Here is a 21,480-nt window from a genome sequence, read left to right on the forward strand (position 1 = left end):
CCCGCGCCCGCCCGCATGTTGGGGCACGACCCGGATTCGTCACCAGGGGCCGCGGCTTTCGGGCTTCCACCCGGAACCGGCCACGTGCTAGACCGCCGAACCTTCGCCGGTCGGATTCGTCCGTCCGGCCGTTCGGCCATCCTTATCATCCATCCTCAGGCAAGGAGGACGTTGCCGCGTGCAAGTCGTCGTTCGGGACAACAACATCGACCAGGCGCTGAAGGCGCTCAAGAAGAAGCTGCAGCGCGAGGGCGTCTTCCGCGAGATGAAGCTCCGCCGCCACTTCGAGAAGCCCTCCGAGCGCCGCGCGCGCGAGGCCGCCGAGGCCGTCCGCCGCGCCCGCAAGGTCGAGCGCAAGCGCCTGGAGCGCGAGGGCTTCTGAGCCCTCTCCCCTCCCGCGCGGAGGGGAACACCGAAGACGCCGGATGCCGCGGCGCGGGAGCCATCCCGCGGTCCGCGGCTTTGGTGCGTCTTCAGGCCGACTTCTTGAGATTCCAGAAGGTCGCGAAGCTCGGCAGCACGTCGGTCAGCGTGTTCCGATAGGCCGTTGCCTGGAAATACTGGCCCAGCGGCACATAGGGCACCGTCTCGAAGGCGCGTCGCTGGATCCGCCCGGCCACCGTCCGTTGCGCGATTGCGTCGGGCGCGTTGAACCACTCGTCCCGCAGCGCCTCCAGGTCGGGGTCATCGGGCCAGCCGAACCAGCCGGTTCCGCCATTCGCCCGTAGCAGCGTATGCGCGGCCGGCGTCGCGTTGTCCGCCCCGGCGCTGAAGGTCACGAAGGCGCTCCAGCCCCCCTGCCCCGGCGCGGCCCTGCTGCCACGGCGGGACAGCACCGTTCCCCAGTCCGTCGCCTGGTAATCGACGTTCATGCCGATCTTGCGCAGCGTGTCCGCCATCACCTCGCTCATGGCGTTCACATGGGGCAGGTCGGTCGGCACGATGAAGACCACCGGCTCCCCCTTGTAACCCGCCGCCATCAGTTCGCGCTTCGAGCGCTCCAGGTCCCGCGGCCGGCTCAGCACGTCCAGCGCTACGTCGTTCGCTAGCGGCGTGCCGGGGGTGAAGACGCCGCAGGGCACCATCCACATCGCGGGGTCGCTGCCGGCGCAGGCGATCATCAGGTCGGACTGGTCGATCGCCCCCAGCACAGCGTGCCGTACCCCCTGGTTGTCGAAAGGCGGGTGCAGGTGGTTCATCCGGAAGCTCGCGGCATACCCGGCCCGGTCTAGCACTCCCACCGTCAGGTTGCGGTTCCGCCTCAGCAGGGGCAGCAGGTCCGGCGTCGCGAAATCCCACCAGTCCACCTCGCCGGCCTGCAGCGCGGCGGCGGCGGTCGCGGGGTCGGGCGTCGTCAGCCATTCCACGCGGTCGAAGTTCACCACCTTCGCCCCCGCCGTGCCGCTCGGCGCGCCCGGCGCCGGCACGTAGCGCTCGTTCCGCGCATAGGCCGCGCGCGCCCCCGGCACCCGCTCCCCCGCCAGGAAGCGGTAGGGACCGGAGCCGACAATCTCCGGCACCTGCGTCGTCGCGGGAATGGAGGCCAGCCGCTCCGGCATCATCGCGGGCATGAAGACCCCGAACTTGCCGAGCGCATTCGGCAGCATGGGGAAGGGCCGCTTCAGCCGGAAGACGATCCGCCGGTCATCTGCGGCGGAGAGTTCGTCGGTCGCGGCCAGCAGCGTCCCGCCGAACCCGTCCCGGCTGCCCCAGCGCCGGATGGAGGCGACGCAGTCCCGCGCCAGCACGGGCGTCCCATCATGCCAGAGCAGCCCCTCGCGCAGCGTCAGCGTCCAGCGCCGCCCGTCCTCCTCGACAGCGTGCCCCTCCACCATCTGCGGCCGCGGCTCGTAGTTGGCGTCGGTGCCATAGAGCGTGTCGAAGACCATGAACCCGTGATTGCGGGTGACGTAAGCGGTGTTCCAGTGCGGATCGAGCGTCGAGAGATCCGCCTGTGGGATGAAGCGCAGCACCCGCGCCCCCTGCGCCGATCCCAGCCGAGGGGCCGACAGGGAAAGGGCGGCAGCCGTGCCGAGAAGGAGCGAGCGACGCTTCATGGGGATTCGCCTCATGGAGGGGTGCCCATGGCAGCACGGCAACTCGTTTCCGCAAAATCCTTCCTGATCGGCCCTGCGAACCCCCGCCCCGCTCCGGCGTTGCGCCCGCGACATCCCGGACCACCCCATGCCCAAGCTGACGCACGACCTGATCGAACGCGCCGTCCCGCCGCTCCAGCCCGGCCGTGAGGCGCCCTTGCCCGACGAGTACCGCCTGCGCGCGGAAATGCTCGTCTTCCTTCATGGCCGCGATCCCGGACTCGGCCTCTGGGTCTTCGCCTACGGTGCCCTGATGTGGCAGTTCGCCGAGGCCGCGCCCGACATCGTCGCCCCTGCCCGCCTGCCCGGCCTCGCCCGCCGCTACACCGTCAGCGATATCCAGGACCGCGGCACACCCGACGCGCCAAGCCTCACCCTCGCGCTCGAGGAGGCTCCGGCCCTCGCCTGCGCGGGTCTGCTGGTGCATCTGCCGGGTCCGAAGGTCGAAGACCATCTCTGGCCGATTTGGCAGCAGGAGATGAGCGGCGGCTTCTACGAGCCGCAATGGCGCGACGCCCTCCTCTCCCGCGCCCATGACGGCAGCGGCGCCCCGGTGCGCACCCTCGCCTTCGTCGCGAGGCACGACCATCCGCTCTACGCGGGCGAGAAGCCGCTTGGCACGGTGGCCGACACCCTCGCCCGCGCGCGCGGGAAGAACGGCACTGCCGCCGCCTACCTGCTGGACGCGGCGGAGACGGTGCGCCGCCACGGCATGCGCGACGCCCTGCTGGAGAGCCTCGAGGCCGAGGTCGCCCAGCGCCTCGCGCCGCCAACCCTCCACGCCCCGACCGACAGCTCCCCAATCGAGGCCGGCCGCGCCAGGGCTGCCCGCGGCGCCGCACCCGGCTGAGCCCCACGAACGAGAAGGGCCGGGGATCCCTCCCCGGCCCATCCCACGATCGGCGCCGGCGCCGGCGCTACTTCTGCAGCGCCTGGACGATCTGCTGCGTCACCTTCTTCGCGTCCCCGAAGAGCATCATCGTGTTGTCACGAAAGAACAGCTCGTTCTCCACGCCCGCGTAACCGCTGGCCATGCCGCGCTTGACGAAGAACACTGTCTTCGCCCGCTCCACCTCCAGGATTGGCATCCCATAGATGGGCGAGGCCTTGTCGGTCTTGGCCGCCGGGTTCGTCACGTCGTTCGCCCCAATCACATAGGCGACGTCGGCCTCGGCGAACTCAGGGTTGATCTCCTCCAGCTCGTGCACGTCGTCATAGGGCACGTTCGCCTCGGCCAGCAGAACGTTCATGTGGCCGGGCATGCGGCCGGCCACGGGGTGGATGGCGTACTCCACCGACGCCCCCTCCTTCTTCAGAAGGTCCGCCATCTCCCGCACCACCTGCTGCGCCTGGGCCACCGCCATGCCGTAGCCCGGCACGATGATGACCTTGCCCGCGTTCTTCATGATGTAGGCCGCGTCCTCCGGCGAACCGGACTTCACGGGCCGCGCGGGCTGCGCCGCTCCGCCAGCGGCGGCCGCCCCGCCGCCCGCTTCCGCCCCGAAGCCACCGAGCAGCACGTTCAGGATGGACCGGTTCATCCCCTTGCACATGATGTAGGACAGGATGGCACCGGAGGCGCCGACGAGCGCGCCGGTCACGATCAGCAGCAGGTTCCCGATGGTGAAGCCGATGCCCGCCGCCGCCCAGCCCGAGTAGCTGTTCAGCATCGAGACCACCACGGGCATGTCCGCCCCGCCGATCGGAATAATCAGCAGGAAGCCGAGCCCGAAGGCCAGCAGCGCGATCAGCCAGAACAGTGCGAGGTTGCCACCGGTCCAGACGAAGGCCGCGATCAGCACGATCAGCAGGATGCCCAGGCCCGCATTCAGGAGGTGCTGCCCGTTGAACAGGATCGGCGCGCCCGACATCCGCCCATCGAGCTTCGCGAAGGCGATCACCGAGCCCGAGAAGGTGATGGCGCCGATGGCCAGCCCCAGCGACATCTCCACCAGCGACTGCCCGTGGATGTTCCCCGGCACGCCGATGCCGAAGCTCTGCGGCGCGTAGAGCGCGGCGGCCGCCACGAAGACCGCGGCCAGGCCGACCAGCGAGTGGAAGGCCGCGACGAGCTGCGGCAGCGAGGTCATCTGGATCCGGTTCGCCACCACCGCGCCGATTGCGCCGCCGATGGCCAGCCCCGCGACGATGAGCCCGATCCCGCCCACCTTCATTCCGGGCTGGGCGAGGGTCGCGACGATCGCGATCCCCATGCCCACCATGCCCATGATGTTGCCGCGGCGGCTGGTGCTCGGGTGCGAAAGCCCCTTCAGCGCCAGGATGAACAGGATGGAGGCGACGAGATAGGCGAGCGTCGAGAGCGTATGCGCCATCGTCTCAGCCCTTTCGCTGGAACATGGCGAGCATCCGCCGGGTCACTAGGAAGCCGCCAAAGATGTTCACGGCGGCCAGCGTCACGGCCAGGAAGCCGAAGGCCTGGGCCAGCCAGGATTCCCCAAGGCCCGTCGCGAGCATCGCGCCCACCACGATCACGGAGGAGATGGCGTTGGTCACGCCCATCAGCGGCGAGTGCAGGGCCGGCGTCACCGACCACACCACGTGGTAGCCGACGAAGCAGGCGAGCATGAAGATCGTCAGCATCAACAGGAAGGGCTCGGCCGCGGCCGCCCCGTGCTCGATCATCGGCATGGCCTCGCTGGCCGCCGCCCGCGCCTCCATGGCGAGGGAAAGGGCGCGCTCGGCCATGGCCTGGGCGCGGATCGCGAGTTCCTCGGCGTGCATCTCGTATCTCCCCTCAGCCCGCGAAGTTGGCGTGAACGACCTGCCCGCCCCGGGTCAGCATCACGCCGCGCACAAGCTCATCCTCGGCCGGCAGCTTCGGCGCGGAGGCGTCCTTGTCCCAGAAGGTCGTCAGGAAGGTCAGCAGGTTGCGCGCGTAGAGATTGCTGGCCGCCGCCGGGATGCGCGCAGGCCAGTTGCGGTAGCCCAGCACCTTCACCCCGTTGGGCGTCACCACCATCTCGCCCGGCTTCGTCACGGCGCAGTTGCCGCCGGCATCGGAGGCGATGTCCACGATCACCGAACCCGGCTTCATCGAGGCCACCATGGCTTCCGTCACGAGGATCGGCGCCTTCCGGCCTTGAACGAGCGCCGTGCAGACCACGATGTCCATCTTACCGATGGCGCCCGCGACCACCTCGGCCTGCTTTGCCAGGAATTCCGCGCTCATCGGCTTCGCATAGCCGCCGGCGGTCTGGGCCGCGCGGCTCTCCTCGTCCTCGTAGCCAACGAAGCTCGCGCCGAGCGACTTGATCTCCTCCTTCGCCGCCGGCCGCACGTCGGTCGCGGAAACCCGCCCACCGAGGCGCCGGGCCGTCGCGATCGCCTGCAGCCCCGCGACACCTGCGCCCATCACGATGACATTCGCCGCCGGGATGGTGCCGGCCGCCGTCATCAGCATCGGGAAGCCGCGGTCGAAGGCCCCTGCGGCCTCCACCACCGCGCGATACCCCGCGAGGTTCGCCTGGGAGGAGAGCACGTCCATGCTCTGAGCCCGCGTGATGCGCGGCAGCATCTCCATCGCCGCCGCATCAACGCCCGCCGCCGCATACCGGCCCGCCGCGTCCTTGTCCGCGCCCAGCGTGCCGATCAGCAGCGCGCCGCGCGGGATCAGCGCCAGCTCGTCCAGCTCGCCCTCCCCGGCGGCGAGTGGCGCGCGCACCTTCAGCACGATCCCGGCCCCGGCCAGCGCGGCGGCGGCGTCCGGCGCCACCTCAGCCCCTGCCTCCGCATAGGCCGCGTCGGGTACGCCCGCGGAAAGGCCCGCGCCCCTCTCCACCGCCACCGTCAGCCCGAGCGCGATGAATTTCCGCACGGTCTCCGGAACCGCGGCCACGCGGGCCTCGTCCGCCCGGCGCTCCTTCAGAACGGCAAGCCGCATCTTCACAATCCCGTCGACACTTGTGTCCGCAACATTGCGGGATGGCGAGAAAGGCGCAAGCCCGCCCCGGCGCTCGTTGCCCACCCGACCACAATCGATTGCGGCGGCCGTAACACGCTGGGCTGGACCGGCACGGCCGCCGGTGCTCACTATCGCCGACGACCCTGCGCGAGGCCGCCATGATCTTCCGCGACGCCCCCGGGGCCACACGCCTCTTCATCCCCCAGCCCGCCCACGCGCTGCTCGCGGGCCAGATGATGGCGGCCTGGGGTGCCCCTGGATTCGCCCGCCCCGATCCAATCGCCGAGGTCGTCCTCGCCGCCGGGCAGCACGACCTTGCCTGGATGGCCTGGGAGGCTGCGCCCAGCATCGACCCAGAGAAGGGCCGGCCCCATCAGTTCACCGATTTCGGCCCGGCCACCCACGCGCCCCGCTGGGCGGCGGCGGTCGAGTTGGCCCGCGCCGCCTGGGGCCTCTGGCCTGCGCTGCTCATCTCGCGCCACGGCACGCTCATCTACACGCGCTACGCCAACCCCGCGCGCGACACCGCGGAGGACAAAGCCGCCGCCGCCCGCTACCTCGAGGAACAGGGTGCCCTGCAGCGCACCTGGGCCGAGGCCCTGGCAGCCCCGCCCGAGAGGGTGGACCGCAACGCCGCTCTCGTCGCAGTGGCCGACGCCATCTCCCTAGCCGTCTGCTTCGCCCACCCCGGCCCGGCCGGAGAGGCGCCGATGGAGGACGGAAGCTTCGCCCCTCTCACCCTCGCGAAGCGCGGCGCGGCGCAGTGGTCCCTCAGCCCCTGGCCCTTCCGCGAGCGCTCCGTGACCCTCCGCTGCGAGGTGATCCGCCTGCCCGCCGAGATGCGCTGGACCGACGAGGCGACCATGCGCCGGGACCTCCGCACTGCCCCGCGCATGAACCTCGTGGAGACGCTCACCCCGGGCTGAGGCTGCGCCCGAGAAAGATCGTCCCCGCCACCGGCGTCTCGTAATAGGGCTCCACCGGCTGGAAGCCGCAGCGGCGATAAAGGGTGATCGCCTCAGTCATGAAGGGCAGCGTGTCCAGCCGCACGCCCGCGTAGCCCATCCGCCCGGCCTTCCGCAGCGCCGCCTCCACCAGGGCGCGCCCGAGCCCCATGCCCCGCCCTTCCGGCGCGACAAAGAGCCGCTTCATCTCGCCAAGCTCCGGCGCGGCCATCGGCCGCAGGGCAACGCAGCCCAGCGCCTCCCCAGTCCCGCCGCGGGCGAGAAGGATGACGCCACGGGGCGGCGCATACTTTCCCGGCAGCGCCGCCAGTTCCGCCCCGAAGTCTTGGAAGGAAAGATCGACCCCGAGCGAGGCGCCATAGGCCGCCATCAGCCCGGCCGCCGCCCGCAGGTCATCAGCGGAGCGGACGCCCTCAATGCGCCCGCTCCCGCCCACGCTCACCCCGAGGTCGAGGCCGCCGCCGGCACCCCCGCATCCGCCAGAGCCGCCGCCTGTCGAGCGGCGAGATCCGCCTCGCGGTAATCGTCGATCAGCTTGTGGAACATGTCGTGCCAGTTCATCTCGGCGCGCAGCCGCAGGAACACGCTGCCCAGCCCCACGGCCGCGCGGTCCATCAGCACGAACTCCCGCGGAGGGCGCACACCGCCCACGCGCTTGAGCCCCGCATGGACCTCCTCGGCCACCTTGCGGCCGTACTGGGGGTCATTCGTCTCCTGCACGGGGCGCACCCGGTCCTGCAGCAGCGGCTCGTAGAGGAAGCGTGCCCAGCGCAGCAGCACCTCCATCGTCTCGCGCTTGAGGTCCTTGAAGCCCCATAGCTCGAAGGCGTGCGCGGCCTTGTCGTTGTCCCCGTCCCGCACCGCCTCGTACAGGGCAAGCGTCCCGGTGATGAAGCGTGGCGGGAAGACGCGGATGGCCCCAAAGTCGAGCAGGTTGATCCCGCCCTCGTCCGGCCGCACCTGGTAGTTCCCTAGATGCGGGTCGCCATGGATCACGCCGTAGCGGTAGAGCGGCACGTACCAGGCGTGGAAGAGCGCGGAGGCATAGGCGTTCCGCTCCTCCAGCGACGGATTCTCCTCCAGCCGCGTGAGGATGGAGCGCCCGTCCAGCCAGCTCATCGTCAGCAGGCGCTTCGTCGTCAGCTCGCGCACGGGCGTCGGCACGTGCACGCTCGGCGTGTCGCGCAGCATGATGCGGTACATGGCCATCTGCGCGGCCTCGCGCTCGTAGTCCAACTCCTCGCGCAGCCGGTCGCGCAGCTCGTCATAAACCTCGTCGTGCTGGATGGTGTTGTCCATCCGCGCGTAGAGGCCCATCGCCATCCGCAGCTGGCGAAGATCGGCCTCCACCACGCTCGGCATGTCCGGATACTGCAGCTTGCAGGCCACGCGGCGCCCGTCCGGCAGCGTCGCCCGGTGCACCTGCCCGAGCGAGGCCGCGGCCGCCGCCTCGCGCTCGAACTCTCGGAACTTCGTCTCCCAGGCCGGCCCAAGCTCCGTGCCCATCCGCCGCCGCACGAAGGCCCAGCCCATCGGCGGCGCATTCGCCTGCAGGGAAGCCAACTGCTGGGCGTACTCCTCCGGCAGCGCGTTCGGCACGGTCGAGAGGAACTGCGCCACCTTCATCAGCGGCCCCTTCAGGCCGCCAAGGATCGACTTCAGGTCCTCCGCATGGGCGGACTTGTCGGTCTTGATGCCGAGGAACCGCTCTCCCGCCACACGCGCCGCAATGCCGCCCACCGCACCCGAGGTGCGGGCCATCCGGCGGATTTCGCCGAACAGCGTGTTCTCGCGGTTATCAGCCATCGGCGCGCTCAAGCTCATCGATGAAGCCCGCTATCACGTCGAGCCCTCGCTTCCAGAAGGCGGGGTCAGAGGCATCCAACCCGAAGGGCGCCAGCAACTCCTTGTGCCGCAGCGTGCCGCCCGCGCGCAGCAGGTCGAGATACTTCCGCGCGAAGTCCGGCACCTTCCCGTCCTGGTAAACGCCATAGAGCGCGTTCACCAAGCAGTCCCCGAAGGCATAGGCGTAGACGTAAAAGGGCGTGTGCACGAAATGCGGGATGTAGGACCAGTAGACGCCGTAATCCGGTGTGAAGTCGAAGGCCGGCCCGAGGCTCTCGTGCTGCACCGACATCCAGATCTCGGCCAGCCGCTCCGAGGAAACCTCGCCATCGCGGCGCTCGTCATGCACCAGCGTTTCGAAGCGGTAGAAGGCAATCTGCCGCACCACCGTGTTCAGCATGTCCTCCACCTTGGAGGCGAGCATCAGCCGCCGCCGCGCGGGATCCTTCTCCGCGTCCAGCATGGCGCGGAAGGTCAACATCTCCCCGAACACGCTCGCCGTCTCCGCCAGCGTCAGCGGCGTGCCGGACATGAGGTAGCCCTGCTTGGCCGCGAGCCGCTGGTGCACGCCGTGGCCCAGCTCATGAGCCAGTGTCATCACGTCCCGCGACTTCCCGTGGTAGTTCAGCAGCAGATAGGGATGGGCCGAGGGCACCGTTGGGTGGGCGAAGGCGCCCGAGGCCTTGCCCGGCCGCAGCGCCGCGTCGATCCAGGGCTTCTCGAAAAAGTCCCGCCCCATCTCCGCCAGATCCGGGCTAAAGGCGGCATAGGCCCTCAGCACCTGGTCACGCGCCGCGGACCAGGGGATGTTGCGGTCCACATCCCCCGGCAGCGGCGCGTTGCGGTCCCAGTGCTTCATCTTCTCAAGGCCGAGCCACTTCGCCTTCATGGCATAGTAGCGGTGCGACAGCCGCGGGAAGCTCTCCACCACGGCGCCGACGAGGGCGTCCACCACCTCGTCCTCGACCATGTTCGCGCGGTTGCGCGAGGTGCCCGGCCGCGGATAGTTCCGCCAGCCGTCCACGATCTCCTTGTCCTTGGCGAGCGTGTTCGTGATGAGGGAGAAGAGCCGGATATTATCCCCGAAGGCCTTCGAAATCCCCGCCGCCGCCGCCTCGCGCACGCCGCGGTCGCCGTCCGAAAGAAGGTTCAGCGCCGCCGATACCGTCAGCTCTTCCTCGCGCCCGGCCCGCGTCACCGGCACCCGCATATGCGCGATCGTCTCGTCGAAAAGCCGGTTCCAGGCGGATCGCCCGGTCACCTCCTTCTCGTGCAGCAGCTTCTCCGCTTCGTCGGAAAGCTGGTGCGGACGGAACACGCGAAGGTCCCGCAGCCAGGGCCGCCAGCGCGCCAGCGCCCGGGAACCGGCCATCCGCCCCTCCAGGAAGGCATCGTCCAGCCGGTTCAGCTCCAGCGTGAAGAACAGCAGGTGGCTGCCGATGACCGTCACCCGCTCCTGCATCGTCTGGTAAAAGCGCCCGTTCCCGGCATCCTGGGCGTCCGCGCTGAACAGGAGCTGGGCGTAGGACATCACCCGCCCCAGCACCTCCTCCAGCCGCTCGTACTCGCGCAGCGCCGCCTCCAGTGCATCCCCGGAAAGCGAGCCGAGCCGCCCGGCATGGGCTGCCTCGAAGGCGCGGGCCGCCCGCTCCGCCTCCTCGAGGTCCGCCACCAGCCGCGGGTCGTCCGGGCGCTCATAGAGGTCGCGCAGGTCCCATTCCGGCAGGGCCTCGGCCATGGGCGCCGCCCCCAGGCGGGCCTCCGTGTCGCGCAGAGGGGGGTCGCCGGGGAAAACGGACGGATGCGACTTCATTCGGACGGGGCGCCTTGTGGATTCGATGTGTTCCCTGCCGATATATGCCCCGGGCCGTGCGAGCCAAGGCCACGGCACGTCGAGGCCCCAAGCACGACACCAGGAGAGAGACGATTCAGGAAGCGCCCGCCTGGACCAGCCTGCCCGGGATGATGCTGGGCCTGGCCGCCCGCAACCCCACCCGCCCGATGATCCGCCACTGGTCCGGCGGCGCGTGGCGGAGCACGACCTGGCGCGACTTTGCCCTCGCGGTCGCCAGCATCGCCGCCGGCCTCCGCGCCCGCGGCGTCTCGCCCGGGGACCGCGTGGCCCTGGTCAGCGACAGCCGACCGGAATTTCTCATCGCCGACACCGCCATCATGGCGATCGGTGCAGTGACGGTACCGACCTACACGACCAACACGGTGGCCGACCACGCCCACATCCTGCGCGACAGCGGCGCGCGGGCCGCCATCGTCTCCTCCGCCCGCCTCGCCGCGCGCCTGCGCGAGGCCGCGGGGTCCGGCGGCCTCGACCTCCTCATCTGCATGGAGGAGGCGCCCGACACCGTCTCCTGGGCCGCCCTTTCGGCCGATCCCGGCGATCTGGCGATGCTGGTTGCGGAGGTGCAGCACATCCCGGAAGGCCGCCTCGCCTGCCTGATCTACACCTCCGGCACCGGCGGCGCGCCCAAGGGCGTCATGCTCCCCCATCGCGCCATGCTCGCCAACCGCAAGGGTGTCCTGCCGCTCATCCAGCAGCTCGGCCTCGAATGGTCCGGTGCCTGCTACCTGTCCTTCCTGCCCCTCTCCCACGCCTACGAGCACACGGTCGGCGGCTCCCTCCTCCCCTCCTACGGGATCGAGATCGTCTTCTCCCGCGGGGCGGACCGTATCGCCGCCGAGTTCCAGGAGATCCAGCCCGCCCTCGTCACCGCCGTCCCCCGACTCTTCGAGGTGCTGCGCGGCCGCATCCTCGCGGGGCTGGAGAAGGAGAAACCCTTCAAGCGCGCCCTCTTCGAGCGCACCATCGCCCTTGGCCTGCGCAAGATGGATGGCCCGCCGCTCAACATCCTTGAACGCTTGCAGGACGCCGTGCTGGACCGCCTCGTCCGCGCCAAGATCCGCGCCCGCTTCGGCAAGCGCCTCGTCGCCATCGTCTCCGGCGGCGCGCGGCTGGACCCGGACCTCTCGGGCTTCTTCCTCGCCCTCGGCATCAACGTGCTGCAGGGCTACGGCCAGACCGAGGCCGGCCCCGTCATCGCCGTCAACCTTCCCTGGGAGAACCGCCGCCGCACCGTCGGCCTGCCCGTCACGGGCGTCGAGGCCCGCATCGCAGAGGACGGCGAGCTGCTCGTCCGCGGCGGCCTCGTCATGGACGGCTACTGGGGCGACCCCGCCTCCACCGCCCGCACCCTCGCCGTGCCGCCCGGCGAGAGCGAGCCCTGGCTCCACACGGGCGATGTCGGCACCATCGACGAGACCGGCCGCCTGACCATCACCGACCGCAAGCGGGACTTCATCAAGACCCTCGGCGGCGACATGGTCAGCCCCGCGCGCATCGAGGGCCTGCTGATGGCGGAGCCCGAGATCGCCCAGGCCGTCATCGCCGGCGAGGGCCGTCCGAGCATCGTCGCCCTCGTCGTTCCCGCCGAGAACGCCGCCCCCGACGCCGCCGAGCGCGCCATCCAGCGGATCAACGGCAAACTCTCGGGCATCGAGCGCGTGCGCAAATGGGCGGTCGTCGAGCCGTTCACCGTCGAGAACGGTATGCTCACCCCCACGATGAAGGTGAAGCGCCGCATCGTGCTGGAGCGCCACGCCGCGGATATCGCGGGGCTCTATTCCTGATGGGCCGGCGCCGGAGAGGGCTCCGCCCTCTCCGAACCTCACCCGCCAAGGGCCTGAGGCCCCTGGACCTCCATCCCGCTGTCGCGGAACCTTCCTGAACGTGCCGTCGCCTCGGACGCATCACCTGAGGCGCACCAGCCGCGAAGCATCTCAAACCTGAAGAAAAAGATGATGGTGGGGGCCGGAGGAGGGAGAGTTCCGTCTTCCTCCTCCGGAAGTCACCAGCGTGGAACGCCCAGACCGGCGCCCCAGCGCATCACATCCCCAACGCGCGGCGGTAGAGGTCGAGCAGCGTCTCCTGCTCCTCCACCTCGGCCGGCTCCTGCTTCCGGATGCGGATGATCTGGCGGATCACCTTCACGTCGAAGCCGGCGCTCTTGCCCTCCATGAAGATGTCCTTGATGTCGTCGGCGAGCGCCTTGCGCTCCTCTTCCAGCCGCTCCACCCGCTCGATGATCGAGCGCAGCCGGTCGGCCGCGATGCCGCCCACATCGGGGTCCGGATCAGCCTTCTGCCTCTCACGGCTCGCGGCAGCCTCATCGTCGATGTCGAAGGGTACGTCGGACATGGATCTCTCGGTGCTTCTGGTCGGAAGGCGATAGGGGGTTCGGTCGCGAGCCCGCGCGGGGCTGCCGACGGTGTCCCGGGCATCCGCCGATCCACCACCCCCCCGGGTGGAGCCGGGGGTCTTACCCCTTCCGCCCTGCCCGCCTCAATGCCCTGCGGCGCGTGAAGGGAACCCTTCGGGAACGGCGTGGCCCTCAGGCCACGGGACCGTCCGCCCCCCGGTGCAGCAGATGCGTCATCGCCGCCGTCCCGAGCACCGGCACGAGCAGGTTCGCGAAGGGCACCACCGCCAGCCCCGCCATCACGGCACCCACCGCAAAGACCGAGAACTCGCGCCGCTTCCGCAGCACCCGCGCCTGCGCGACTGTCAATCGCCGCTGCGCTACCCCCTCGAAGAGCCCGTGCCCGAGCGAGATCGCCGCCACGAGCCAGAGCAGCACGCCGCCCACGAACGGCACCAGCAGCGCAAGCGGCAACAGCACGATGTTCAGCGCGAGCACCTTCAGCGCCAGCGTCACATTGAAAACGCCCTGAGCCGCGAGCGAGGCCCCGCGCGGCGGCGGCAGCCCTGGATAGTGCCGCCGCTCCACCGCCTCCGCCGTCTCGTCGAGGAACAGCCCGGCGATGGCCAGCGCGAAGGGCACGAAGAGCCAGAAGGCGGCGAACAGCGCGGCCACGCCGCCCAGCACCTCCGCGGCCGTGGCCAGCCACCCCGTCCCGCCCGCCAGCGCCGCCACGCCCCAGGAGGACAGCCAGATGAGTCCCGCCAACGCCAGCACGGCACCGAGCAGCCCTTTAATGAGCGGCCCACGGAACCCGCGTTCAAAGACCTGATCGAAGGGCAGCGTCAGGCTCGCGATCACCGCTGTCACGCGCGCTCAGTGCCCCGGATTGGCCGCGGCAAAACCCGCCTTCTGCTCGGCCGTGGCCTCGCGCTGGTGCTTCGCCTGCCACTCCTTGTAGGGCATGCCGTAAACGATCTCCCGCGCCTCCGGATCGGGCAGCGCGATCCCCTGCCCCTCGGCCGCCTCGCGGTACCAGCGGCTCAGACAGTTCCGGCAAAATCCAGCAAGGTTCATCAGGTCGATGTTCTGCACGTCGGTTCGCTCGCGCAGATGCTGTACCAGCCGACGGAAGGCCGCGGCCTCAAGCTCCGTGCGCGTCTTGTCGTCGATCTCGGTCATGCCGGAACCTCCTCGTTCCGCACCGAAATGGGGACGCGGCCGCGCTCGCGCTACCTCTCCCGCTGGCCCTCCGCCCGGCTCCCGCGGAACCTCGGCAATCCGTCCCCTGGCGTCACCCAGGGCAGGTGCGAGGCGAACTGCACATGATCCTCCGGCGGCATCAGCGCCGGGTCGTCCAGACTAGCGGTCGTCACGTCGATCTCGCCCGGCGATTCATGCGCGGCATAGGTCAGCGCCGTGCCGCAATCTCCGCAGAAGCCACGTTCGGCCCGCGAGCTGGAGGTGTAGAGCCGCATCTCGCCGGCCACCACGCGGAACCCCTCCGGCGCCACGCTGATCCAGGCAACCATCGGCGCCCCCGCCGCCCGCCGGCAATCCGCGCAGTGGCAGATCGTCCGGTGAAAGGGCGCGCCCCGCACCTCGTAGCGCACGGCGCCGCAGTGGCAGCCGCCCGTGAGCGGCGGCGCCTCAGTCGGCATAGACGTTCGCCGCCTGGATGATCGGCCGCCACCGCGCAACCTCCGCCGCCAGGTGCTGTCGGTGGAAGGCGGGTGTCGCCTGCTCGGGCGTCGCCACCTCCGTCACCAGCTCCGCGAAGCGCTGCTTCAGCCGCTCCTCCCGCAGCGCTGCGCGGATCGCGGCGGAAAGCCGCTCCTGCACCGGCTCCGGCGTGCCGGCCGGCGCGTAGAGGCCGTGCCAGGTGCTCATCGCGATCGCCGGTTGCCCGGCCTCTGCCGTCGTCGGCAGGTCCAGCCCCTCCGCCCGGCGGTCGAGCGTCACGGCATAGCTCTTGATGCGGTTGTCGCGGATGAAGGGCGCCGTGTTCGTTGCCTGGTCGCAGAACACGTCGATGCGCCCGGCCATCATCTCGGTCAGCACGGGCGCGGAGCCGCGGAACACCACCGTCGTCAGCGCAGTCCCCGCCGCGTGCTGGATGAGCATCCCGCAGAGCTGGTTGGCACCCCCCAGCCCCGAATGCGCGAGGTTCAGCTTGTCACCCTGCCGCTTCACCTCCGCCATGAAGCCCGCAAGGTCATTCGCCGGGAAATCCGGACGTGCCACGATCGTCATCGCGGCGTCCGAGACGAGGCCGAGCGGCGCGAAAGATTTCTCCACGTCATAGGACAGCGAACGGTACAAGGTCGCGCTCGTCGCGTGCCCGATGTGGTGCGAAAGCAGCGTGTAGCCGTCCGGCCGCGCCTGCGCGACGCGTGCCGCCGCGATCGTGCCCCCCGCCCCCGTCACGTTCTCCACCACCACGGTTTGGCCGAGGTCCTTCGCCATCCCCTCCGCCACGAGGCGCGAAATGACATCGGTCGGCCCGCCCGCCGTGAAGGGCACGGTGACCGTGATGGGTCGATTCGGAAACGCCTGGGCCTGCGCGCGGACGGCCGGCGCCGCCAGCACCAGCGGTGCCGCAAGGATCGCGCGGCGGGGCAGCTTGGACATGGTCACTCCCGGGTGTCGTTTCCCAGGAGTGTGGACTGCCCCGCGCCGGGCGTCAGCCCACCTCTCGCCCGATCACCCCGCCTTGTTCGCGCCCTCGATCGCCGCGATCACCGCCCGCGTCACCGTCTCCGTATCCGCCGTGCCACCGAGATCAGCCGTGAACACGCCATCCGCGCAAACCCGCTCCACCGCCGTCATCAGCGCCGCCGCCGCCGTGGGCTCCCCGAGGTGCTCGAGCATCATCGCCCCCGTCCAGAAGGTCGCGACGGGATTCGCGATCCCCTTGCCCATGATGTCGAAAGCCGAGCCGTGGATCGGCTCGAACATCGAGGGTGCACGGCGCGAGGGATCGAGATTCGCCGTCGGCGCCACGCCGAGCGAGCCCGCCACCGCTCCCGCGAGGTCCGAGAGGATATCGGCATGGAGGTTAGTCGCCACCACCGTATCGATGCTCGCGGGCTTGCGCACCATGCGCGCGGCCATCGCGTCCACCAGCTCCTTCTCCACGGTCACGTCCGGGTAGTTCTTCGCGACCTCGGCCGCGATGTCGTCCCACATGACCATGCCGTGCCGCTGCGCGTTGGACTTCGTCACCACCGTCAGCAGCTTCCGCGGCCGCGCGCGCGCTATGTCGAAGGCCACGCGCATGATCCGCTCCACCCCCGCGCGGGTGAAGATGGAGGTCTCGGTCGCAACCTCCTCCGGATGCCCGCGATGGGCGCGGCCGCCATGGCCGGCATACTCGCCCTCGGAATTCTCCCGCACGATCACCCAGTCGATGTCACCCGGCTCAACCGCGCGCAGCGGGCTGGTCAGCCCCGGCAGCACCCGCGTTGGGCGGATATTCGCGTACTGGTCGAAGCCCTGGCAGATCTTCAGGCGCAGACCCCAGAGCGTGATGCTGTCCGGCAGGTCCGGGTCACCGACCGCGCCGAAATAGATCGCGTCGAAGCCGCGCAGCGTCTCCAGCCCGTCCTCGGGCATCATCGCGCCGGTCTGGCGGTAGTAATCGCTCCCCCAGGGCAGCGTCTCGACATCGAAGGCGAAGCCGCCGTCCCGTCGCGCCAGCGCCTCCAGCACGCGCAACCCGGCGGGGATGACCTCCTTGCCGATGCCGTCGGCGGGAATGGCGGCGATCCGGTGGCGTCGCATGGTTCCTGGGCCTTCCTCTTCCTGTTCGCCGCGGCCGGGCCGCTTCCCCCAGCGCATTCCACAGCCCCGCCCCCGCGGCAACCCCGCGCGCCATTTCACCCGGCGGGCTTGCCCGCACCGCCCGCCCGGTGAAGATGCCGCCGACGCCAGGAGAGAGAGCATGGACGCGCAACCCGGGAAGCTGGACGACACGACGGCCCGTGCCGCCCTCCGCCGCCTGCTGGACGCCGCCATCGCCAGCGCCGACCCGCGGGTGGTCCTGGCCGCCCACCTGCCCGAGCCGCCCGCCCTCGGCTCCGGCGGCCGGGTTATCGTCGTCGGTGCCGGCAAGTCCGCCGCCGTCATGGCCGCGGCGGTGGAGGCCGCCTGGCCCCGCATCCCCCTCACCGGCCTCGTCATCACCCGCTACGGCCATGGCATCCGCACCGGCCGCGGCGAGAACGACCGTATCGAGGTGGTCGAGGCCTCCCACCCCGTCCCCGACGCCGCCGGGGAGGCCGCCGCGGCCCGCATCCTGGCCATGGTGCAGGGCCTGACCGAAAACGACCTCGTCCTCGCCCTCATCTCCGGCGGCGGCTCCGCCCTCATGCCGCTAGCCGCCCCCGGTCTGACGCTGGCCGACAAGCAGGCCGTCAACCGCGCCCTGCTCTCCTGCGGCGCCACGATCAACGAGATGAACGCCGTCCGCCGCCACCTCTCGGCCATCAAGGGCGGCCGCCTCGCCGCCGCAGCCCACCCCGCCCGGGTGGTGACGCTCGCCATCTCCGACGTACCCGGAGACGACCCCGCCGCCATCGCCTCGGGCCCCACCGTGCCCGACCCCACCAGCTTCGCCGAGGCGCGCGAGATCGTCGCCCGCTACGCCATCCCCCTCCCCGACCACGTGCGCGCCCATCTGGACGCCGCCGCCGAGGAAACCCCCAAGCCCGGTGACCCCCGCCTCGCCCACGCCGAGTACCACCTCATCGCCACCCCCCTCATGGCTCTCCAAGCCGCCGCGAAGGAAGCGGAGGCGCTGGGCCTCACGCCCCTCATCCTCGGCGATGCGTTGGAAGGCGAGGCGCGCGAGGCCGGCACCCTTCTCGCCGGCATCGCCCGCTCCGTCGCGGCCCACGGCCACCCGCTGCGTGCCCCGGCCGTCCTCCTCTCCGGCGGGGAAACCACTGTCACCCTCGGCGAGGCGAAGGGCGCCGGTGGCCGCAACGGCGAGTGCCTGCTCGGCTTCGCCGTGGCGCTCGCCGGCCATCCCGGCATCTGGTCCCTCATGGCCGACACGGACGGGATCGACGGATCCGAGAGCAACGCGGGCGCCATCGCCGGCCCCGACACCCTCGCCCGCAGCGCCGCCGCTGGCGTCGATCCCCGCGCGGCGCTCCTCGCCCATCGCAGCCACGACGTCTTTGCCGGCCTGGATGACCTCATCATCACCGGCCCGACCCTGACCAACGTGAACGACTTCCGTGCCGTCATTATCGCAGGGGCGCCCGCCGCAGCCCGTCCTTGAGCCAAGTTGCCGCGTGGGGCCATTCCGGCTGGGAGCGACCCTGCACGGACGATCGCTTTCCGATCCACGTGCGGGGGTTCCGCCCGGCCAGGAGATGAACGTGCCGCAATCTCGCGGGCACAAAAAGCAGCCTGCAAAACCGTGCCCCTTTCCCGCCAGATTTTCGCTGCGCGGGATGATGCTCAACAAACAAACCCGAAAAATTCTCCGCACCACCCTTCAGCAAGCCATTAATCAGGCTGAAATTTGATAAAGTCGTGTTGCATCCGGATATAACGGTTGCGCACCTTATATTCTCCCAGTTGTCAAGAAAATTAACAGCCTGCAAAAAGGGAGCAATTATCTATAGCAATTACAATTTTTTAATTTAGGGCATGATGTTTGCTGAAAGCTCTCCCGAGCAGCCTGGGCCGAACCCGGTTGCCGACAACCGAGAGGCACCACCATGCATCCTCCGACACTCAAGCACTCTGTCCGGGCGCCCTCCTTCCGGAAGGCGCTGGCCCTTGGATCCTTCCTCGTACTGGCCGCCACTGGATCCACCGCCATCGCCGCGCCGATCACTGGCCTGGCCGGGTCGAACACCCTCATCGGCTTCGATTCGGCCGCCCCTTCCACCGTCACCTCAACGCTGAGCGTCACCGGCCTGAACGGCGAGGCGATCCGCGGCATCGATGTGCGCCCTTCCAACGGGCAGCTCTACGCGATCGGCCAGTCCGGTGGCCTCTTCACCATCGACACCACCAGCGGGGCAGCGACGCGGGTGGCGGGGCCCGGCATTCCCGTGAACAGCGGCGACCTCGACTTCGGCATGGCCTTCAACCCGGTGCCCGACGCGATCCGCGTCGTCACCGCGACCGACCAGAACCTGCGCGTGAACCCGACGACCGGGACCACCACCATCGACGGGACGCTCGCCTACGCGACAGGCGATGCCAATGCCGGCGCCAACCCCAACATGACGGCGGTCGCCTACACGAACCAGGTGCCGGGCACGGTCACTGCCACGACGCTCTACGGCATCGACGCGGCGACGGGTTCCCTGGTCCTTCAGAACCCGCCGAACAACGGCACACTCACCACCATCGGCTCGCTTGGCCTCAGCTTCTCCTCCAGTGGCATCGGTTTTGACATAGACGGCCTCTCCGGCCTGGCTCTCGTCTCGCTCACCAGCCTGACCGGTGGAACCGGCCTCTACACGATCAATCTCGCCACCGGCGGGGCCACCTTCCTCGGTGGTTTCGGGCCGAATGCGGTCAGCGACATCGCCTTCGGCAGCATCGGCCCGGTCGCCGTGCCGGAACCCGCCTCGATGGCGCTCTTCGGCCTGGGGCTCCTCGGCTTGGCCATGGCGCGCAAGCGTCGGCTGAGCGCACCGGCCGCCTGAAGAAGGAGCTTGGGAGCCGAGGTATCCTTCCTTCGGCTCCCAATGCTCAGGCAGATCCACCATCCTAAATACTTAACAAAACTAAGGTCGCCCACCCCCTCGCGCATCCAACTTAACATCACTAACTTATTCGCATGCGCGACCAAGCTCTCGAAGCCCTTCTTGCCCGGCGCGGTGCGGTCACCCGCATCGCCGCCGGCCTCGGCATCTCCACCGCCGCCGTTTCGCAGTGGCGTCGCATTCCCCCAGAACGGGTGGAGGAGGTGGCCCGCATCATGGAGGTCGCCCCCGACACCCTTCTCCCGACTGCCGCCATCGCAGGAGCGCCCCGCTTGGCCCCCAAGATCGCCATCCGCCGCCGCCGCCGCACGAAGATGATCGCGACCCTCGGCCCGGCCAGCAGCAGCCCGGAGGTGATCGAGCGCCTCTTCCGTGCCGGTGCCGACATCTTTCGCCTCAACTTCTCCCACGGCTCGCATGACGACCACGCGGCTCGTATCGCGACCATCCGCGACCTCGAGCGCCGCACCGGGCGCCCCATCGGCATCCTTGCGGACGTGCAAGGGCCGAAGCTCCGCGTCGGCAAGTTCGCGGGCGGGCGCGTGCAGCTCCAGCCCGGGCAGCCCTTCCGCCTCGACCTCTCCCCCGTCCCGGGCGACGTCCGCCGCGTCCAGCTCCCCCACCCAGAGATCATCTCCGCCGCCCGCATCGGCACCAGCCTGTTGCTCGACGATGGCAAGCTCCGCCTCGGCGTCACCCGCCAGCGGGAAGACCACCTGGAGACCGAGGTGCTCGTCGGTGGCGCCCTCTCCGACCGGAAGGGCGTGAACGTGCCCGACGTGGCGCTTCCCATCCCCGCGCTGACCGAGAAAGACCGCGCCGACCTCGCCTTCGTGCTGGAGCAGGGCGTCGAGTTCATCGGCCTCTCCTTCGTCCAGCGCCCCGAGGACGTGGCGGAGGCGAAGGAGATCGCCGCCGGCCGCGCCTGGATCATGGTGAAGATGGAGAAGCCTCAGGCCGTCGAGCACATGGACGAGATCCTGGACCTCGCCGACGCCGTCATGGTCGCCCGCGGTGACCTCGGCGTGGAATGCCCGCCCGAGGAGGTGCCGCTCATCCAGAAGCGCATCATCCGCGGCGCCCGGACCCGCGGCATTCCCGTCGTGGTCGCGACGCAGATGCTCGAGAGCATGATCAACGCCCCCACGCCCACTCGCGCCGAGGCGAGCGACGTGGCCACGGCGGTCTTCGACGGCGCCGACGCCGTCATGCTCTCGGCCGAGACCGCCGCCGGCCAATATCCGTATGAGGCCGTGAACATCATGGACCGCATCATCGCCCGCACCGAGCAGGACCCGGGCTGGCGCTCCATGACCGACGCCGCCCGCCCCGAGCCGCGCCACACCTCCTCCGACGCCATCGCCGCCGCCGCCCGCCAGGTGGCCACCACGATCGAGGCCGAGGCCATCGCCTGCTTCACCTCGACGGGGAGCACCGTGCTGCGCGTCGCGCGCGAACGCCCGACGCCGCCGATCATCGGCCTGACTGCCAGTGAGGAGACCGCCCGCCGCCTGGCCCTCGTCTGGGGCGTGCATCCCGTGCCGGGCAAGGAGCCCGCGAGCATGTCCGACATGGTCGCCAAGGGCCTTCGCGCCGCCGCTACCGAGGGCTTCGCTACGCGCGGAGATGAGGTGGTGGTCGTCGCCGGCGTGCCCTTCGGCACTCCCGGCACCACCAACGCGCTCCGTGTGGCGATAGTGGAATGAG

The 21,480-nt window shown here is 70.1% G+C and carries 21 protein-coding genes; 8 read left to right on the plus strand and 13 right to left on the minus strand.

Annotated features, from left to right (window positions below; translation table 11 throughout):
• The first annotated feature begins 178 nt into the window (after positions 1–178).
• On the plus strand, positions 179–382 hold the full coding sequence (gene rpsU, locus D9599_RS00265) for a 30S ribosomal protein S21 (protein ID WP_043829268.1): 204 nt from the start codon (positions 179–181) through the stop codon (positions 380–382).
• A 91-nt stretch (positions 383–473) separates the two neighbouring features.
• Here the strand turns inward: rpsU and D9599_RS00270 are convergent, their stop codons facing one another.
• Positions 474–2,057, minus strand: coding sequence for an ABC transporter substrate-binding protein (locus D9599_RS00270; protein WP_198379208.1), 1,584 nt, complete (start codon positions 2,055–2,057; stop codon positions 474–476).
• A gap of 127 nt (positions 2,058–2,184) precedes the next feature.
• Here D9599_RS00270 and D9599_RS00275 point away from each other — a divergent pair, with 127 nt between their 5' ends.
• A complete protein-coding gene (locus tag D9599_RS00275; protein WP_198379209.1) occupies positions 2,185–2,946 on the plus strand; it encodes a gamma-glutamylcyclotransferase in 762 nt (253 codons plus the stop codon).
• Between the two features lie 67 nt (positions 2,947–3,013).
• On the opposite strand, the gene D9599_RS00280 is transcribed toward D9599_RS00275, so the two are convergent.
• The 3 genes from D9599_RS00280 to D9599_RS00290 are packed head-to-tail and all read right to left on the minus strand — an operon-like array spanning position 3,014 to position 5,997.
• Entirely contained in the window at positions 3,014–4,429 is a 1,416-nt protein-coding gene (locus D9599_RS00280) for an NAD(P)(+) transhydrogenase (Re/Si-specific) subunit beta (protein WP_198379210.1), read from the minus strand.
• 4 nt (positions 4,430–4,433) lie between these two features.
• On the minus strand, positions 4,434–4,838 hold the full coding sequence (locus D9599_RS00285; RefSeq protein ID WP_198379211.1) for an NAD(P) transhydrogenase subunit alpha: 405 nt from the start codon (positions 4,836–4,838) through the stop codon (positions 4,434–4,436).
• 13 nt (positions 4,839–4,851) lie between these two features.
• Positions 4,852–5,997: a Re/Si-specific NAD(P)(+) transhydrogenase subunit alpha gene (locus D9599_RS00290; protein WP_198379212.1), complete on the minus strand. Its 1,146-nt coding sequence runs from the start codon at positions 5,995–5,997 to the stop codon at positions 4,852–4,854.
• A gap of 179 nt (positions 5,998–6,176) precedes the next feature.
• Between D9599_RS00290 and D9599_RS00295 the strand changes: the two genes are divergently transcribed.
• Positions 6,177–6,944, plus strand: a complete 768-nt coding sequence (locus D9599_RS00295) for a DUF3891 family protein (RefSeq protein ID WP_198379213.1) — start codon at positions 6,177–6,179, stop codon at positions 6,942–6,944.
• Here the strand turns inward: D9599_RS00295 and D9599_RS31875 are convergent.
• From D9599_RS31875 to D9599_RS00310, 3 genes are read right to left on the minus strand one after another with little or no spacing between them, the layout of a single operon-like run.
• Complete coding sequence (locus D9599_RS31875; RefSeq protein ID WP_198379214.1) at positions 6,931–7,425, minus strand: GNAT family N-acetyltransferase; 495 nt, start codon at positions 7,423–7,425, stop codon at positions 6,931–6,933. The two genes, D9599_RS00295 and D9599_RS31875, sit on opposite strands and share 14 nt — an antisense overlap.
• Positions 7,422–8,789 (minus strand): AarF/ABC1/UbiB kinase family protein, encoded by a 1,368-nt coding sequence (locus D9599_RS00305; RefSeq protein ID WP_198379215.1) that lies wholly within the window; start codon positions 8,787–8,789, stop codon positions 7,422–7,424. Before D9599_RS00305 ends, D9599_RS31875 begins: the two co-directional genes overlap by 4 nt.
• Entirely contained in the window at positions 8,782–10,641 is a 1,860-nt protein-coding gene (locus D9599_RS00310) for a M3 family oligoendopeptidase (RefSeq protein ID WP_198379216.1), read from the minus strand. Before D9599_RS00310 ends, D9599_RS00305 begins: the two co-directional genes overlap by 8 nt.
• 149 nt (positions 10,642–10,790) lie before the next feature.
• Between D9599_RS00310 and D9599_RS00315 the strand changes: the two genes are divergently transcribed.
• Positions 10,791–12,470: a long-chain fatty acid--CoA ligase gene (locus D9599_RS00315; protein ID WP_232479993.1), complete on the plus strand. Its 1,680-nt coding sequence runs from the start codon at positions 10,791–10,793 to the stop codon at positions 12,468–12,470.
• 256 nt (positions 12,471–12,726) lie between these two features.
• Here D9599_RS00315 and D9599_RS00320 read toward each other — a convergent pair whose 3' ends face one another.
• The 6 genes from D9599_RS00320 to D9599_RS00345 all read right to left on the minus strand — a co-directional run bounded on the left by D9599_RS00320 (position 12,727) and on the right by D9599_RS00345 (position 16,822).
• Positions 12,727–13,038, minus strand: coding sequence for a DUF2312 domain-containing protein (locus D9599_RS00320; protein WP_043829248.1), 312 nt, complete (start codon positions 13,036–13,038; stop codon positions 12,727–12,729).
• 193 nt (positions 13,039–13,231) lie between these two features.
• Positions 13,232–13,909, minus strand: coding sequence for an EI24 domain-containing protein (locus tag D9599_RS00325; RefSeq protein WP_198379218.1), 678 nt, complete (start codon positions 13,907–13,909; stop codon positions 13,232–13,234).
• A 6-nt stretch (positions 13,910–13,915) separates the two neighbouring features.
• Positions 13,916–14,221, minus strand: coding sequence for a DUF1244 domain-containing protein (locus D9599_RS00330; RefSeq protein ID WP_198379219.1), 306 nt, complete (start codon positions 14,219–14,221; stop codon positions 13,916–13,918).
• Positions 14,222–14,271: 50 nt separating this feature from the next.
• On the minus strand, positions 14,272–14,700 hold the full coding sequence (locus D9599_RS00335; RefSeq protein ID WP_198379220.1) for a GFA family protein: 429 nt from the start codon (positions 14,698–14,700) through the stop codon (positions 14,272–14,274).
• Complete coding sequence (locus D9599_RS00340) at positions 14,690–15,670, minus strand: tripartite tricarboxylate transporter substrate-binding protein (RefSeq protein WP_198379221.1); 981 nt, start codon at positions 15,668–15,670, stop codon at positions 14,690–14,692. Before D9599_RS00340 ends, D9599_RS00335 begins: the two co-directional genes overlap by 11 nt.
• 72 nt (positions 15,671–15,742) lie before the next feature.
• The gene (locus tag D9599_RS00345; protein WP_198379222.1) at positions 15,743–16,822 is read right to left on the minus strand and encodes a tartrate dehydrogenase; all 1,080 of its coding nucleotides are present in this window, start codon (positions 16,820–16,822) and stop codon (positions 15,743–15,745) included.
• Between the two features lie 160 nt (positions 16,823–16,982).
• Between D9599_RS00345 and D9599_RS00350 the strand changes: the two genes are divergently transcribed.
• The 4 genes from D9599_RS00350 to pyk all read left to right on the plus strand — a co-directional run bounded on the left by D9599_RS00350 (position 16,983) and on the right by pyk (position 21,479).
• The gene (locus tag D9599_RS00350; protein ID WP_198379223.1) at positions 16,983–18,326 is read left to right on the plus strand and encodes a glycerate kinase; all 1,344 of its coding nucleotides are present in this window, start codon (positions 16,983–16,985) and stop codon (positions 18,324–18,326) included.
• A gap of 100 nt (positions 18,327–18,426) precedes the next feature.
• Entirely contained in the window at positions 18,427–18,576 is a 150-nt protein-coding gene (locus D9599_RS00355) for a hypothetical protein (RefSeq protein WP_198379224.1), read from the plus strand.
• 195 nt (positions 18,577–18,771) lie between these two features.
• Complete coding sequence (locus D9599_RS00360; protein WP_198379556.1) at positions 18,772–19,713, plus strand: DUF4394 domain-containing protein; 942 nt, start codon at positions 18,772–18,774, stop codon at positions 19,711–19,713.
• Positions 19,714–19,847: 134 nt separating this feature from the next.
• Positions 19,848–21,479 (plus strand): pyruvate kinase, encoded by a 1,632-nt coding sequence (pyk, locus tag D9599_RS00365; protein WP_375373021.1) that lies wholly within the window; start codon positions 19,848–19,850, stop codon positions 21,477–21,479.
• Position 21,480 lies beyond the last annotated feature (1 nt).

The sequence above is a fragment of the Roseomonas sp. KE2513 genome, from assembly GCF_016107305.1.
Classification (GTDB): domain Bacteria; phylum Pseudomonadota; class Alphaproteobacteria; order Acetobacterales; family Acetobacteraceae; genus Roseomonas.

Coding starts and splice junctions, on each gene's coding strand:
- D9599_RS00280 (WP_198379210.1), bottom strand. CDS start 4,429: ATGGCGCATACGCTCTCGACGCTCGCCTATCTCGTCGCCTCCATCCTG.
- D9599_RS00315 (WP_232479993.1), top strand. CDS start 10,791: ATGATGCTGGGCCTGGCCGCCCGCAACCCCACCCGCCCGATGATCCGC.
- D9599_RS00350 (WP_198379223.1), top strand. CDS start 16,983: ATGGACGCGCAACCCGGGAAGCTGGACGACACGACGGCCCGTGCCGCC.
- D9599_RS00270 (WP_198379208.1), bottom strand. CDS start 2,057: ATGAAGCGTCGCTCGCTCCTTCTCGGCACGGCTGCCGCCCTTTCCCTG.
- D9599_RS00345 (WP_198379222.1), bottom strand. CDS start 16,822: ATGCGACGCCACCGGATCGCCGCCATTCCCGCCGACGGCATCGGCAAG.
- D9599_RS00290 (WP_198379212.1), bottom strand. CDS start 5,997: ATGCGGCTTGCCGTTCTGAAGGAGCGCCGGGCGGACGAGGCCCGCGTG.
- D9599_RS00330 (WP_198379219.1), bottom strand. CDS start 14,221: ATGACCGAGATCGACGACAAGACGCGCACGGAGCTTGAGGCCGCGGCC.
- D9599_RS00295 (WP_198379213.1), top strand. CDS start 6,177: ATGATCTTCCGCGACGCCCCCGGGGCCACACGCCTCTTCATCCCCCAG.
- D9599_RS00275 (WP_198379209.1), top strand. CDS start 2,185: ATGCCCAAGCTGACGCACGACCTGATCGAACGCGCCGTCCCGCCGCTC.
- D9599_RS00335 (WP_198379220.1), bottom strand. CDS start 14,700: ATGCCGACTGAGGCGCCGCCGCTCACGGGCGGCTGCCACTGCGGCGCC.
- D9599_RS00305 (WP_198379215.1), bottom strand. CDS start 8,789: ATGGCTGATAACCGCGAGAACACGCTGTTCGGCGAAATCCGCCGGATG.
- pyk (WP_375373021.1), top strand. CDS start 19,848: ATGCGCGACCAAGCTCTCGAAGCCCTTCTTGCCCGGCGCGGTGCGGTC.
- D9599_RS00320 (WP_043829248.1), bottom strand. CDS start 13,038: ATGTCCGACGTACCCTTCGACATCGACGATGAGGCTGCCGCGAGCCGT.
- D9599_RS00310 (WP_198379216.1), bottom strand. CDS start 10,641: ATGAAGTCGCATCCGTCCGTTTTCCCCGGCGACCCCCCTCTGCGCGAC.
- D9599_RS00285 (WP_198379211.1), bottom strand. CDS start 4,838: ATGCACGCCGAGGAACTCGCGATCCGCGCCCAGGCCATGGCCGAGCGC.
- D9599_RS00340 (WP_198379221.1), bottom strand. CDS start 15,670: ATGTCCAAGCTGCCCCGCCGCGCGATCCTTGCGGCACCGCTGGTGCTG.
- D9599_RS00360 (WP_198379556.1), top strand. CDS start 18,772: ATGCATCCTCCGACACTCAAGCACTCTGTCCGGGCGCCCTCCTTCCGG.